We start from the raw sequence: 14,017 nt of genomic DNA on the forward strand, positions 1-14,017 counted from the left end.
ACTTATTTTTCAATAATCTCGATGGATTCAATTGTTATATCTTTTACCGGCTTGTCTTGTGCACCAGTTTCTACCGCAGCTACTTGGTCAACAACATCCATTCCTTCTATTACTTGTCCAAAAACAGTATGCTTTTGATCCAAATGTGGCGTTCCACCGTTCTTCGCATATGCTTCCGCAATTTCTTTTGGCCATCCACCTTCTGTTAATTGCTCTACAGTTGCTGGTGGTTGAGTTGCTTGAACGATAAAGAACTGACTACCATTCGTATTCGCGCCGGCATTTGCCATAGATAATGCGCCTCTTATGTTAAAAAGGTTCATCGAGAATTCATCCTCAAATTCTTCTCCGTAAATACTTTCGCCACCCATTCCAGTTCCAGTCGGGTCGCCACCTTGAATCATGAAATCTTGAATAACACGGTGGAAAATGATGCCATCATAATAGCCGTTCTCCGCATGCGTTAAAAAGTTTTCGACCGTTTTTGGTGCATATTCTGGAAATAGTTTGATCTTCAAATCTCCCATAGAAGTATGCATAATAACTAATGCTTCATTAGAAGCAACTTCTGCATTCAGTTGTGGATACATGGTTATCTCTCCTTGTTGTTGGGTATCAGTATTTACAGCTGTTTCTTTTTCAGGAACTTTTTCTTCTTTCGGTGCTTCTTTAGCCGTTGTTCCACATGCACTTAAGATAAGCGCGGTACTTATAATTAAGAATAAAATTATTTTTTTCACGAATTTATTCACCCCAAAATAGTTTACCATATTCGTATCTCAATTTCAGTGACAAAGTATCTAACTTTCTTAGTCACTCGAAATGTTCTATACTAGTATGTGACTATTAAGTACGCAACAAAAAAAGAAAGAAGGGATTACGGTGAGCGTACAAAAGAGAAATTTTACGATCATGTGGTTTTCTAACTTTCTCGTCTCGGGCACAATGACGATGATTATGCCCTTTTTGTCATTATATATTAACAGTATGGGTGACTTTTCTGAAAGCTACGTTCAAAAATGGGCTGGGTTAGTATTTGGAGTTACGTTTGTGACCGCCTTTTTAATGTCTCCAGTTTGGGGAAGAATTGCGGACAAATATGGGTACAAACCTATACTGATTATTAATGGTTTTGGCATTGCAACAAGTGTTTTATTAATGGGCTTCGTTCATTCTGTAGAAGCATTTTTTATCCTTCGTTTATTTATGGGGATTGTTACTGGATTTATCCCTACTTCACTAGCTTTCATAAGCGCACAAACACCAAGAAATATAGCTGGAAAAACGATGGGGACACTACAAATGGGAAGTGTATCCGGTACACTATTCGGCCCGGTAATGGGTGGCTTCTTAGCAGATACTTTCGGTTTTCAGTATACCTTTATCATTACCTCTTCCGCTGTTTCACTCGCTGCATTACTCGTTATTTTCGGTATACGAGAAATAAAAAAAGAGAAGAAAATTAGCGACCATGAATTTTCCAGAAAAACAGTTATTTCGGGTATTTTTCACCATCGACTTATTTTAAATGTATTAATAATAACGTCGATTGTTCAAATCGGTTTATTTAGTATTCAGCCTCTTCTCTCTTTGTATGTTTCGCATTTAACAAATTCAACCGAAGTAGCCTTACTCGCAGGTATTACGTTTAGTGCAACAGGGGTCGGCAGTTTACTTTTTGCTAGAACCTGGGGGAAACTTGGAGATACGATGGGATACGAAAAAATATTATCCGCTTTACTAATCATCGCGTTTATATTTATCATTCCACAAGCATTCGTTACTGATTTATGGCAATTGATCGTCCTACGATTCTTATTTGGAATTGCATCTGGTGGTCTCATACCAATAACGACAGCATTGATTCGAAGAGAAGCACCGATCGAAGTACAAGGGGAATTAATGGGTTATAACACAAGCTTCCGTTTTTTAGGAAATATTATTGGACCTATGTTTGGTGGTTTTATAAGTGGATATATTGGCATCTCTTCTGTATTTTTTGTAACTGGCAGTTTATTTTTAATCGCCTTCTTCATTATTTATTTTGCACGGAAGAAACCAGTGCAGGACTTTGAAGATGTTTTGTTAGAAGAAGAACTTCATGCAAAAACAACGTAAAAACTGGCACACTTTCCACTAGAAAGTGTGCTATTCTTTTAACAAGGAGTTGTCAAGGATACTGATAATCTGGACGCAATTCCACTTAGATGTAATCGATCTTTATAATGATGAAATGGAGTACAACAAATGCGCCAAGCAATCGGTTTTATCATCTTATTACTTTGTTTTCCTTTCATATGGATTTTATATTCTTTTATACATACAGAAATACTAGTAGCTAGTTCATATAAAGATAATCTCGCAAAGTCTATTCAAATATCGAGTCCATCAATTTCTTCACCTATTGTTCTCCTTGATAATCAGGAGCAAGTTTTTTCAGAGGATTATGTTGAATGGCGAGAACCTCTACCACTTGAATCTATCCCTCTATTTGCACAAGAATTATTTATACAAAGTGAGGATGTAGAGTTTTATAACCATATTGGATTTAATTTTAGTGCGATTTTTCGTGCCGTTTTTGCAAACGCCATTGCCAATTCAAAAGAACAAGGTGCAAGTACTATCACACAACAACTTGTCCGATTGCGTTATTTGACTACTGAAAAAACATATGAACGAAAAGTAACGGAATTATTATATGCTTATGAAATGGAAAAGAAATCCACAAAAGAGGAAATACTAGCCAATTATTTAAATGAAATCTACTTCGGAAACCAAGTCTATGGAATAGGGGCTGCCGCAACTTATTATTTTAGCCGCCCGTTAAACGAGCTAACAGAAGCCGAGCTCGCCTTTATAAGTGCTATTCCAAATAACCCAATGTTATATGATCCTTTAGTCCATTTCGATGCAACGAAAAAAAGACAAGAGTTACTCATTGATGTATTGGTCAAAAATAACAAGATAAATGCTGCTGATGGTGATGCTTTAAAAGCAATGCCAATTGTATTACATATAAAAACGAAAACACAACTATATCCAGCCTATAGCACTTACGTAATGGAAGAATTAAAAAATCTAATCGCTTATAAAGAAGGTTTTCTAGAAAAAATAGCTGCTGCTCAAAACGAACACCAAAAACATTTTTTCGAAAAAGAGCTTCAATCTCGAGTCAGTGACATCAGTACAAAAGGAATCACCATATATACTGCACTCGATCCAGCGAAGCAATTAAAAGACGATAAGTATATCAATAATCTTCTAACTAAAACTCCCGGCCTCCAAGCGGCATCTGTTGTTATTAATAATGAAACGAGGGAAATTATAAGTCTATACGGAGGAAAAGATTATAAAAAGTACGACTTTCACCGAGCATACCAAGCAGTTCGTCAACCAGGTTCAGCATTTAAACCTTTACTTGTATATGCCCCCTTATTTGAAACGACTTCTTTAACACCTCAAAATGTGATAAATGCAGGAAGGTTCTGCATAGGTACCTACTGTCCTCAAAATTATGGAGGAGCAATTTATGGGAATGTCACGCTTAAAGAAGCATTTCGTTTTAGCTACAACACACCTGCTGTTCGCTTATTGCAAACGACCGGTATCGAAACGGCATTTAATAAACTGGAACCGTTTCAATTCAACCATATAGTAAACGAAGATCATTCCTATGCAGCCGCTTTAGGTGGGCTGACAAAAGGAGTCACGCCGTTAGAAATGGCTGATGCATATACAAGCTTTATAAACGGTATGTATAAACCTGCACATGCAATTCGTAAAGTGGTAGAAAAAAATGGCGAGATCTTATATGAATGGAATGAGGAAAAACAAGAAGTTTGGTCACCAAAAACCGTACAAACGATGCGTAATTTGTTACATGATGTAGTCGCAAATGGAACTGGCAAAGGCATTTCAGTTCAATCATCGTATATTGGTGCTAAAACAGGTACAACGAATGAATATGTGGATTATTGGATAGCAGGATTATCGGATACGTATACGTCTACTGTTTGGATTGGCTATGATTTGCCTAAAAATATGAAACCAATCGAATCGAAAAAATTTCACCATTCCATCTTCAATCAAATAATGAAAAAGAACTAAAGTGTAAGGTACTTGAAGCTGGATGAAGAATTCCAGTAAAAAGTTATCATGAGCTTTATACTTTTCAAAAAGACAAAAGAAGCTACTTAACCATAGCTTCTTTTGTCTTTTACAATAAAGGTAAGCTTGCTATGACCCCATTGTATAGCTTGATGATTGCATAAATTACTAACGCTAGAAATAGACTCCAAATAATAATCTCGAACATGATTAACCCTACTGTCCCCAATAAACTCATCGAATTACTCAATTTAAATACAACATATATAAAATAGATAAATGCAGTTGCAAGAAAAATGAGCAGCAATAATTGAAGGGACTGTAAACCAACAGCAGAAATTACTGCTCCTACAAAAAAGATCACGTAACCGCCACGAGCTTGTGAAATAGTCTTCCCTTCAAAATCCTTTGAAAAAAATAACATCCCAATCTCATGTATTGTTTCCGCAATCAGTTTCAAAGCGGAAAACAGCATAAAATAAACTAGTGTTAAAATAATGAGTAAAAATAGTTTCAGCTCTAAATCAGATAAGAATTCTCGCATACCACTATATACACCTATAACTTTAAACAATGCTATCGCTTTATTCATCGTATAAACAGAGAAAGTTAAACTAAATAATAAAATCGTTATTAACGGTAAAAATCCAAACACATATGGGTTTTTCATAACTATCCTCTTATTCTATAAAGTATTCAGTATTATCATAACGAAGGGAAGATGTATTCCGCAAGTGGCTGTCAATTTTTTCGTCAAAATAAATACTTTACTTGCCCATATGATTTGCAAAAGCATAAAAAGCTTTTGCAACCGTAAAAATTCACGTGTTGCAAAAGCTTTTTGTTTATTATTAAAAACCACCGTAATAAGGGTAATAAGGATAATATGGATATGGTTGGTATGGTGGATAAGGTGGATAATATGGATATCTATTATAACCGTATCCTCCAAATGAAGAACCTAAAAGACCTCCAACTAAACCTCCTATAAATGGACCACCAATACCTCCAAATCCAAAGCCAGGACCTCTAAAGCCTCCACCAAAGCCACCTCTATTATATCGTACCATGCTGTTCCTCCTTTCCCAACAGTGTATGCGGTTTAGGAGTAATAGGCTGTGCGTTTTCCCTACTCTTCGTCAGCCATTCGTTCGATTAATGTAGCAAGAGTTCTTACCATAACACCAGTACCACCTTTTGGTCCGAAATCATATGCGGCTTTCGTATCAGAAGTACCAGCAATATCTAAATGAATCCATGGCGTCTCTTCTACAAACTCTCCGACAAATCCACCACCAAAAATCATATGACCATCGCTACCTGGTGAGTTGTTTAGATCCGCTACATCACTTTTACGGATACGTTTTTTATCGCTTTCCGTTAAAGGTAATCTCCAAGTAAACTCTCCAGTTTCAAGTGAGGCTTCCATGAACGTCTCGAAAAATTCTTCATTATTTGTAAGCGCTCCGGTTTTATCATAACCAAGTGCCGTAATAACTCCCCCTGTTAGTGTGGCAACGTCTACAATGTAATTAGCCCCTTGCTGTTTAGCATACGTTACTGCATCAGCAAGCACTAAACGCCCTTCTGCATCCGTATTTAAAATCTCAATCGTTTTACCACTCATCGAAGTAATCACGTCATCTGGTTTAAAAGCATTGCCAGAGATCATATTATCTGTCGATGCAATAACTGCAATGACGTTTTTGTTAGGACGAAGCTCACCAATGATTTGCATCGCACCTAACACTGCAGCTGCTCCACCCATATCGCCTTTCATCCCGACAATACCTGTTTTTGTTTTAATCGAGTAACCACCCGTATCAAACGTAATTCCTTTACCAACAAGTGCCACAACATCTTCCCATTTTTCAGTAGCTTGGTATTTTAAAACGATTAACCTTGGTTCTTCTACGGATCCTTGGTTAACAGCGAGTAAAGCACCCATCCCAAGCTCTTCTATTTCTTTCTTACCTAAGATTTCTGTTTCAAAATTATATGTACTGCCTAGTTCTCTTGCATACTCTCCCAGTTGTGTAGAAGTAAGCACATTGCCCGGAGTATTTACTAAAATTCTAGCTTCATTTACTGCGTCCGCATAAACTGTCCCTACTTCAAAATAAGAAACTATTTCATCGCTATCCTCATCGGTTAAAAGTTCAATTGCCGGTAAATAGTAGTCCGGAACATTGGAAGACGTTTTGTATCCTTCATATACAAATGACCCCATTGTAAGTCCTTCCGCAGCTAAATAAGCGATATCTCCGTCCAAAATAGACTCAGTGCTAAAGGATGGAATCCAAATTGCTAATGATTCTGGTTTGCTTGCCAATAATTCTTTTCCAACAAGACCAAAAACTTCACGAATATTTTCTTGAGTTAATTGTTTACGTTCGCCAATTCCTACAAAAACAATTCTTTTAACTGTTTCTTTATTCGCTACAGGAACTTTTACAAGCTTTTTAAGTTCTGATGAAATGTCTCCGCTCTTCACCCATTCTGTAATATGTTCTCCAAAACTGCTTAGAAACGCTTCCCATTTACTTGTATTTTCCGCATGCTTTGAAACAGCTACAACTAGTGTTTCAGATTGAATTTCATCGAATAATACTTCATTTGTACTAATAATCATTATTTTTCCCCCTACTCATTCGGATTCATTCTTATTATATAGGAAGAAGATTCATTTTTCGAATTGTATGAATGTGTTATACTGTACTTACTTAAGTTAAACAGAAAGGCGGTGTCTACTTTGGCAATCCTCCAAAACACACCATTAATGGCTGCACTTTTTTCTATTTTCTTTGCTCAATTTGTGAAAATTCCTATTCATTTTCTCGTAACAAGAAAATTAGATTGGAAACTATTCACTTCTACTGGTGGAATGCCTAGTTCTCACTCTGCTGCTGTAACCTCGCTTTGTACCGCAATTGCGTATGAAACAGGAATGGATTCTAACCTCTTTGCTGTTGCAACCGTATTTGCTGTTATTGTGATGTTTGACGCGACTGGTGTTCGTTTCCAAGCTGGTAAACAAGCAGTAGTCATTAACCAAATGCGTCTAGACTTTCAAAACTTTGTTGCACAGACAAAAGAATGGTCTCATATGAAAAGCGAAGAGAAAATTGAAGAGTTAAAAACCTTACTCGGTCACAAACCGATTGAAGTATTCATGGGTGCTTTAACTGGAATTGCGATTTCTATCATTATTTATACGGCAATAGTATGAGAAAAAGGATGACTCTAAGTGAGTCATCCTTTTAGAACATTTGATATCCATTTTTTCTTAAGTATTTAATAACAAACCCAGCTGCAATTGCCCCTACAAGTCCACTAGACAAAATAATAATATCTGCTGCATGCAATGACATTAACTTTTCCCCAAGTGCTGAGAAAGCAATTCCTGGCTTTGTGAAATAATCAAAAAAAGCAACTTCATCAATTATAAATATGACAACGATTGGATAAACAATTGCCATAAACCATGTCATTCTAAGTAGCATATTAAGTAAAAAAGCGATTCCAAAAAACATGACAAAAAATATGAGCACCGAAATGATCATTTGCACAAGCATAAAATCTCCCATAATCTATTACCTCCGTAGCATCTTTTACTAGTTTACCTTAACGGAGGAGAGTATTCAATGTACTTGTGTATTTTCACCTATTTGTCATAAAGGAATTATTTTTTCCCTGAACCATTGCAACAATTACAAGTTTCAGAACCGCCTAAGCGTAATTGAAAATAGCCTTCCCCTTTGCAATATGGACAGTTTCTAGTAACCACTTCTTGTTTTACCTTTTCCATTCCAACAGCCCCTTAATGATTATTTTAATATTCTGATAATATATCATATATAGAGTTATTTGTAAATAAAAAAGTGAAATACATTGGCTCACAATTAAATTTCTTCAGTTAGCCTTGGATTAAATAATCGCTCTACCATAAATAGTGACTTGTGTGTAGAGGTCCCCTAGACACTTTATACGATAATCCTGTGGCGGATATCTAGCTTTAGTATCGGTAAAGAAATTCAAGTAAAAGCTAAACCTTGAAAGAAGCGCTATAAAGCCATAATCTCCTCCTTAACCTTATGCTTTTATATTTTGTTTAATTACCTTTTAAGATACATATGTGACTAATCAAAAAAACTGTTGGGGGATGCTAGTAGTATTAGCATCCCCCGTCAGTTAAAACCTCGATATATGTTTTTCCAAATATTCAAGTCCATAGCAAAATAAGTTGATTGAACATATGCTGTTAACACAAAATTACTTAATGAATAATTTATAACTCGTATAACCAAATACATCTCCGGGGTTTATACCATCAAGTGTGCTAAAGCCATCTTCAAATTTCTTTTCTGCTAATTCACGGATCATAACGGAAGCATTTTCATCATGCAATAATTTAGAAGGATGAATCCATTTTACTTCATAAAGCTCCGATAGTTGCGCTTGCAGAATGGGATCTCTTTCGATGGGGCGCAATAGAAAAATAGCCATATTATCGCTAATCTTATTTTGGATAACACCACTTCTAAAACCAATCATATGTTGAACTAGACATTCTACTCCAGTTTCTTCCTTAACTTCTCTTAAGGCTGCTTCATCTACCGTTTCGTCATTATTGACAAAACCAGCTGGAAGCGACCATCTCCCATCAAGTCCGCCATATCTTTTTTTCACTACAAGCCATTCACCGATCTCGTTGATAACTAATCCGGCTACCCCTAGCCAGACATTTCCCCGATCTTTTTTAGTCATATATAAACAACATCCCCTTTAAAAAAGCTCCCACCTTTAAATTAGGGGGAGCTGCAAATTTTTATTTATTATAAACTAAATTTACCTTTTTTAATTACAAGTGGAACTCCACCGATCATGTAAAGTGCACGGTTATCAATTACTTTTTTCATGATGGAAGCTTTTGTTCCAGTAAGTTTTCTACCCATTACGTCACCGATTGCATCATGCTCTCCAAGTGAACATACTGTTCCTTTTAGTGCAGGTACAAACTCTTCTGTATCATTGCCTTTCATTAGAGCAACAATATTTTTCGCAATTGTAACAGCTTGTTGCATAGCAATTTGTGCAGTAGGTGGATATGGACGATTAATCTCTTCATTAATCATAAGTGCACAGTCTCCAACGATGAAAACGTCTGGGAAACCAGGAGCACGCATATCTTTGTCTACTTTAACACGAGCACGCATATTTTCAATGCCTGAAGATTCGATTAAACGATTTCCGCGAACCCCAGCAGCCCATACAACAGTACCAGCTGTGATGAATTCAAACTCGTCTTCGCCTTTTTTGATCTTAACGCCTTCTGGAGTCGCTTCTACTACTGGTGTTCCAATAGAGAATTCAATTCCTTTTGACTCTAATCGTCTTACAGCATATTCCACTAGTTCTGGGTCAAAACCAGGAAGTACCATTGGAGCTGCCTCTACACATACTACACGTACTTTTTCTTTCGGTACGTCGTATTCTTTGCAAAGTTCAGGTATACGGTTTCCTAATTCACCTAAAAACTCGATACCAGAAAATCCTGCTCCACCTACAACGATTGTTAAACGAGTATCGTCTTGCACATCGTCTGTTGACCAGTTAGCAAATTGATATTCAATATGATCACGAATTTGACGTGCTGCATTTACATTCGCAATCGAAAGCGCATACTTATCTAAGCCAGGAATTCCAAAAGTTTCCCCTTCAAAACCTAAACCAATTACTAGGTAGTCATATGTATACTCACCAGCACTAGTTGCGACTTTTTTTGTATTAACATCGATTGCATCAACTGTTGCTTTAACAAAAGTTACTTTGCTTTGGTTAATAACACTCTTTACATCATAACGAACTTGATCTGGACGTAAAGTACCTGCTGAAGCCTCATGTAACCATGTAGACTCATAGTGATAATCATTTTTATTCACTAGAATAATGTCTGCTTCATCTGTTCCTACTAATTTTTGAAGGTTGACTACAGTGGATAATCCACCATAACCTGCACCTAATACTAGAATTGTTGGTCTTTTCAAGAAAATCACAACCACCTTTTATATATTTTAGAAGACCTTTATGACACAAATTATTCGTCATCTTAACGTTTTCTTTTGTCTAATTTGCGACAAAAACCTCTTATCTCTTATATTATCCCTTTTATCACGCTATTTCAATACATTGTTAAAGGATTGTTTAGTTTAGAATTTACAGACAACAAATATTGAGAGAGCATTTCCTACTAGTAGAAAATGCTCTCTCTAACTTTTTAACAGTTCTCAGGAGTCCCAGCTTTTTGAGCTGTTCTAAATGAAGTTCCGCATCCACAGGAAGCGATAGCGTTAGGATTTTCGATTGTAAAGCCTCCACCCATTAAGGATTCTTTGTAATCGATCGTCGTACCATTTAGAATGGGAGCATCCTCTTTCGACACTACAATATCAATCCCATGCTGTAAAAGCTCTATATCATCTTCCTTTTTTTCATGTTCAAAACCCATTCCATAAGAAAGACCGCTACATCCACCACCATTTACTGAAACGCGAAGCATAGCTCCTTCTTCGCCATTATGCGTCATCATTTCTTTTACGCGGTAAGCTGCCGCTTCAGATATAATTACTACTTCTGTCATCTGAATCACCATTCCTTCCTTTTGTATATAATAGCAGTGTTTTTACTATCTAGACAAGGAAAACTACTTGAATCAATTACATCCAACAAAAAATTAATTATTTCGCTTTCAAGAGAATTATAGGGTATAATAGAACTAGGAACAAACTGGCTGAAAAGAGGGTTTTTTATGGAAATTTCTCCTTATTATCAAAAAAGCATCGAATGCTTACACTGTAAAAAACAATTTATAACGACTAAAGTCCGGTCTAAATTTGTCAAAGTAGAATCTTATGCTTCTGACTTCCAACCAATATACCAAAACAAAGAGGTAAACCCTTTACTCTATAATATATTCGTTTGTGAACATTGCGGAGCTTCATTTACAGAAGAGTTTTCAAAATACTTTGCTCCTGGTATTAAGGACGAAATTCAAGAAAAGATTGCAAACAAATGGGTTCCACGTTCATATGGAAATGAAAGAAGTATAGAAGTAGGTATTAACACCTACAAACTAGGAATTATTTTTGGAACAATAAAAAAAGAGAAATTTATCAATATCGCGGGATTGGCACTACGAACCGCTTGGCTATACCGTCTGCAGCAGAAACAGACGGATGAACTGCGCTTCATCGAAATAGCAAGGGATCGCTATGTAGATTCCTATTCGTATGGAGATTATAGTGGAACACAAATGTCTGAAACGAAAGTTCTCTATTTGATAGCAGAGTTATCCCGAAGAATTGGAGACGTGGAATACGCTACACGTTACTTTTCGAAAGTAATTGAAAAACAAAGTACCTCTTTTGAGCCTAAAATTGTAGAAATGGCAAAAGAACGTTGGCATGAAATACGAGAACAAAAAGAAAAAGAAGCCTATGTTTAATGGCTTCTTTTTTATTTATTTAAATCAAATTCGCCTTGCCGTATTTGCGTCTCGATTTTTATCGAGCTCGCTCGATAAATTCCATTGAAAATCTGTGACATCCTCGGAGGCTTTAATTTCATTTAGCAGGGTTTGTGGGCCCTGCTGAATGAAGTTAAAATACTTGTTCTACTTCCACTACTCCAGGTACTTCCTCTAAAAGAGCGCGTTCAATACCTGCTTTTAATGTAATCGTTGAACTTGGGCAAGTTCCGCAAGCTCCAAGAAGGCGTAACTTTACAATACCATCTTCTACGTCAACAAGCTCACAGTCTCCCCCATCACGTAGTAAAAATGGGCGCAATTTATCTAAAACTTCTTGAACTTGTTCATTCATTGTATCAGTCATATCTATCGACTCCTTTCATTATAATCATTATAATATCAGTAAGGGAAAAAATCCAATAAAGAATTCGAAGGAGCTAAACAATGACAAAACCTCAAGCGTTACATATAGAAATTTATGGTGCCGATATAGTGTGCGCCAGTTGCGTAAATGCACCATCCTCTAAGGATACTTACGAATGGCTTAGTGCGGCGATTAACCGTAAATTCCCAACAAACGAAATTACATTTACGTATATTGATATCGAGCAGCCAATTGAGAATGAAAGCCAGCAAGATATCGCAAACCGCATCGCAGAAGATGAGTTTTTCTATCCACTTGTTATGATTAATGAAGAGATGATCGGTGAAGGTTATATTCAGCTAAAACCAGTATATGCAGCACTTGAGAAATATGGGTATGTGAGCGAAAAAGAATAACAATCAAAAAACTTTGAGACAACACACTAACATTGTTTCAAAGTTTTTTATGTTGAATCATAAACAAAAGCACAAAAGGACGTACTCATATTCTGATAGCTTTTTTATAAATGTATTTTAATATGCTCTCAATAAACAAACTGCAGACAACCTCTAAAGGATGTCTGCAGTCAGGTGTGTCTATACACTGTATAAGTTGAGCTTAAGTTATTAGTTGTTTGATTCCGAGCTTGCTAACAAGCCAAGATCAAGATTTAATCCTAATTCGTTTGAATCATTCTCTTCCTCATTTTCTGTAGATTCTACCCAAAGATTTGCTGTAGCAGCTAACATAGAGAAGAAAGAGTCTTCTTCTTCTGATTCTAAGCCTAACATAGATGTAGTATCTACTTCAGTCCCAAGATAAGATGAGTCTTCCATTTGCTCAGCTTTGATCCATGCAGATAAAGCTGACATGAAACTTGCATGATTTTCGTTTTCATCGTCTTCAGAACCTAAAGCTAAGAAAGAAGCAGAATCAGCTCCAAGAGCAAATGTAGATGAGTCATTTTCGTCGTCTGTTTCAATAACATTCACGAAAGTAGTGTTGTTATCTGCATTCAAATATGAAGAATCATCTTCATTTTCGAACATAGAATTTAAGCTACCATCAAACGCACCTTTTGTCGCAGAAGAATAAGTGTCATTCTCTTTATCTACTACTGTTTCATTCATGACCCCAGCATTTCCATCAGCATCAACTGAAACACTTTCGTCTTCACCTTCATACATTGCTCCGACTTTTCCTTCTGCATCCGCTTCTGTTGTAGATGAATACATGTCATTCTCTTCGTCTACTACTGTTTCATTCATTAATTCAGTATCTCCATCCGCATTTACTGAAGCGGTTTCGTCTTTGCCTTCATACATTGCTTCGACTGAACCATCAGCATCTGCTTCTGTTGTAGATGAATACATGTCATTCTCTTCGTCTACTACTGTTCTATTCATTAATTCAGTATCTCCATCCGCATTTACTGTTGCGGTTTCGTCTTCGCCTTCATACATTGCTTCGACTGAACCATCAGCATCTGCTTCTGTTGTAGATGAGTACATATCATTTTCTTCATCTACTACTGTTCTATTCATTAATTCAGTATCTCCATCCGCATTTACTGAAGCGGTTTCGTCTTCGCCTACATACATTGCTTCGACTGAACCATCAGCATCTGCTTCTGTCGTAGATGAGTACATGTCATTTTCTTCATCTACTACTGTTTCATTCATTACTCCAGCGTCTCCATCGGCTTCAACTGAAGCAGTTTCGTCTTCGCCTTCATATGTTGCTTCGGCTGAACCTTCAGCATCTGCATCTAAATTCGACTGATATGCATCTTCAGTAGATTCTACATTCACATTCGAATCTGCATCTTTCTGTGAATCAATTACGAGATTACTATTATCTTCATCTTCAGATCCCAAAAAGTTTAATCTTTCCAATAAATCATGATCACCATTCAACAAAGAATTATCATATCCTGCTGCAGAAGCTGCTCCTGCTCCAATTAATAAACTAGCTGCCAATCCACCTGTAATTGTTAAAGTTCTGAGTACATTTTTCAT

Annotated in this window: 16 protein-coding genes; 5 read left to right on the forward strand and 11 right to left on the reverse strand. The window is 36.6% G+C overall.

The genetic code is table 11. The annotated features are described in order from the left end of the window. Nucleotides 1-2: 2 nt before the first annotated feature. On the reverse strand, nt 3-596 hold the full coding sequence (locus ACIP9W_RS10125; RefSeq protein ID WP_400789343.1) for a peptidylprolyl isomerase: 594 nt from the start codon (nt 594-596) through the stop codon (nt 3-5). 286 nt (nt 597-882) lie between these two features. Between ACIP9W_RS10125 and ACIP9W_RS10130 the strand changes: the two genes are divergently transcribed. Further along, entirely contained in the window at nt 883-2,118 is a 1,236-nt protein-coding gene (locus tag ACIP9W_RS10130) for an MFS transporter (RefSeq protein WP_400788811.1), read from the forward strand. Between the two features lie 129 nt (nt 2,119-2,247). Further along, nucleotides 2,248-4,107: a transglycosylase domain-containing protein gene (locus ACIP9W_RS10135; RefSeq protein WP_400788812.1), complete on the forward strand. Its 1,860-nt coding sequence runs from the start codon at nt 2,248-2,250 to the stop codon at nt 4,105-4,107. Nucleotides 4,108-4,216: 109 nt separating this feature from the next. Here the strand turns inward: ACIP9W_RS10135 and ACIP9W_RS10140 are convergent, their stop codons facing one another. From ACIP9W_RS10140 to ACIP9W_RS10150, 3 genes are all read right to left on the reverse strand, one after another. Further along, nucleotides 4,217-4,777, reverse strand: a complete 561-nt coding sequence (locus ACIP9W_RS10140; RefSeq protein ID WP_400788813.1) for a DUF5366 family protein — start codon at nt 4,775-4,777, stop codon at nt 4,217-4,219. Between the two features lie 181 nt (nt 4,778-4,958). Continuing rightward, nucleotides 4,959-5,177: a hypothetical protein gene (locus tag ACIP9W_RS10145; protein WP_400788814.1), complete on the reverse strand. Its 219-nt coding sequence runs from the start codon at nt 5,175-5,177 to the stop codon at nt 4,959-4,961. Nucleotides 5,178-5,236: 59 nt separating this feature from the next. After that, nucleotides 5,237-6,739, reverse strand: a complete 1,503-nt coding sequence (locus tag ACIP9W_RS10150; RefSeq protein WP_400788816.1) for a leucyl aminopeptidase — start codon at nt 6,737-6,739, stop codon at nt 5,237-5,239. Between the two features lie 120 nt (nt 6,740-6,859). On the opposite strand from ACIP9W_RS10150, the gene ACIP9W_RS10155 reads away from it, so the two are divergent. Further along, a complete protein-coding gene (locus ACIP9W_RS10155; RefSeq protein WP_400788818.1) occupies nt 6,860-7,336 on the forward strand; it encodes a divergent PAP2 family protein in 477 nt (158 codons plus the stop codon). Between the two features lie 31 nt (nt 7,337-7,367). On the opposite strand, the gene ACIP9W_RS10160 is transcribed toward ACIP9W_RS10155, so the two are convergent. The 5 genes from ACIP9W_RS10160 to ACIP9W_RS10180 all read right to left on the reverse strand — a co-directional run bounded on the left by ACIP9W_RS10160 (nt 7,368) and on the right by ACIP9W_RS10180 (nt 10,747). After that, entirely contained in the window at nt 7,368-7,694 is a 327-nt protein-coding gene (locus ACIP9W_RS10160; RefSeq protein WP_188713353.1) for a YuiB family protein, read from the reverse strand. A gap of 95 nt (nt 7,695-7,789) precedes the next feature. Then, nucleotides 7,790-7,915, reverse strand: coding sequence for a YuiA family protein (locus tag ACIP9W_RS10165; RefSeq protein ID WP_282241731.1), 126 nt, complete (start codon nt 7,913-7,915; stop codon nt 7,790-7,792). A 464-nt stretch (nt 7,916-8,379) separates the two neighbouring features. Beyond that, nucleotides 8,380-8,874, reverse strand: a complete 495-nt coding sequence (locus tag ACIP9W_RS10170) for an NUDIX domain-containing protein (RefSeq protein ID WP_400788820.1) — start codon at nt 8,872-8,874, stop codon at nt 8,380-8,382. 68 nt (nt 8,875-8,942) lie between these two features. After that, nucleotides 8,943-10,154: an NAD(P)/FAD-dependent oxidoreductase gene (locus ACIP9W_RS10175; RefSeq protein ID WP_400788822.1), complete on the reverse strand. Its 1,212-nt coding sequence runs from the start codon at nt 10,152-10,154 to the stop codon at nt 8,943-8,945. A gap of 230 nt (nt 10,155-10,384) precedes the next feature. Continuing rightward, nucleotides 10,385-10,747, reverse strand: a complete 363-nt coding sequence (locus tag ACIP9W_RS10180) for a HesB/IscA family protein (protein ID WP_282241734.1) — start codon at nt 10,745-10,747, stop codon at nt 10,385-10,387. Between the two features lie 168 nt (nt 10,748-10,915). Between ACIP9W_RS10180 and ACIP9W_RS10185 the strand changes: the two genes are divergently transcribed. Next, complete coding sequence (locus ACIP9W_RS10185; protein ID WP_400788825.1) at nt 10,916-11,611, forward strand: DUF2225 domain-containing protein; 696 nt, start codon at nt 10,916-10,918, stop codon at nt 11,609-11,611. Between the two features lie 154 nt (nt 11,612-11,765). Here the strand turns inward: ACIP9W_RS10185 and ACIP9W_RS10190 are convergent, their stop codons facing one another. Continuing rightward, the gene (locus ACIP9W_RS10190; protein WP_100353777.1) at nt 11,766-11,999 is read right to left on the reverse strand and encodes a NifU family protein; all 234 of its coding nucleotides are present in this window, start codon (nt 11,997-11,999) and stop codon (nt 11,766-11,768) included. 80 nt (nt 12,000-12,079) lie between these two features. Here ACIP9W_RS10190 and ACIP9W_RS10195 point away from each other — a divergent pair, with 80 nt between their 5' ends. Continuing rightward, nucleotides 12,080-12,415, forward strand: a complete 336-nt coding sequence (locus tag ACIP9W_RS10195; protein WP_400788828.1) for a YuzD family protein — start codon at nt 12,080-12,082, stop codon at nt 12,413-12,415. A 210-nt stretch (nt 12,416-12,625) separates the two neighbouring features. Here the strand turns inward: ACIP9W_RS10195 and ACIP9W_RS10200 are convergent, their stop codons facing one another. Continuing rightward, on the reverse strand, nt 12,626-14,017 hold the full coding sequence (locus tag ACIP9W_RS10200; protein WP_400788831.1) for a putative sodium/potassium/calcium exchanger: 1,392 nt from the start codon (nt 14,015-14,017) through the stop codon (nt 12,626-12,628).

Origin of the sequence: Psychrobacillus sp. NPDC093180 (assembly GCF_044754065.1) — a bacterium.
GTDB lineage: Bacteria > Bacillota > Bacilli > Bacillales_A > Planococcaceae > Psychrobacillus.

Bases quoted from the DNA above. Each gene is read 5' to 3' on its own strand.
- ACIP9W_RS10135 (WP_400788812.1), top strand. From the start codon at position 2,248: ATGCGCCAAGCAATCGGTTTTATCATCTTATTACTTTGTTTTCCTTTC.
- ACIP9W_RS10140 (WP_400788813.1), bottom strand. From the start codon at position 4,777: ATGAAAAACCCATATGTGTTTGGATTTTTACCGTTAATAACGATTTTA.
- ACIP9W_RS10145 (WP_400788814.1), bottom strand. From the start codon at position 5,177: ATGGTACGATATAATAGAGGTGGCTTTGGTGGAGGCTTTAGAGGTCCT.
- ACIP9W_RS10150 (WP_400788816.1), bottom strand. From the start codon at position 6,739: ATGATTATTAGTACAAATGAAGTATTATTCGATGAAATTCAATCTGAA.
- ACIP9W_RS10160 (WP_188713353.1), bottom strand. From the start codon at position 7,694: ATGGGAGATTTTATGCTTGTGCAAATGATCATTTCGGTGCTCATATTT.
- ACIP9W_RS10165 (WP_282241731.1), bottom strand. From the start codon at position 7,915: ATGGAAAAGGTAAAACAAGAAGTGGTTACTAGAAACTGTCCATATTGC.
- ACIP9W_RS10170 (WP_400788820.1), bottom strand. From the start codon at position 8,874: ATGACTAAAAAAGATCGGGGAAATGTCTGGCTAGGGGTAGCCGGATTA.
- ACIP9W_RS10180 (WP_282241734.1), bottom strand. From the start codon at position 10,747: ATGACAGAAGTAGTAATTATATCTGAAGCGGCAGCTTACCGCGTAAAA.
- ACIP9W_RS10185 (WP_400788825.1), top strand. From the start codon at position 10,916: ATGGAAATTTCTCCTTATTATCAAAAAAGCATCGAATGCTTACACTGT.
- ACIP9W_RS10190 (WP_100353777.1), bottom strand. From the start codon at position 11,999: ATGACTGATACAATGAATGAACAAGTTCAAGAAGTTTTAGATAAATTG.
- ACIP9W_RS10195 (WP_400788828.1), top strand. From the start codon at position 12,080: ATGACAAAACCTCAAGCGTTACATATAGAAATTTATGGTGCCGATATA.
- ACIP9W_RS10200 (WP_400788831.1), bottom strand. From the start codon at position 14,017: ATGAAAAATGTACTCAGAACTTTAACAATTACAGGTGGATTGGCAGCT.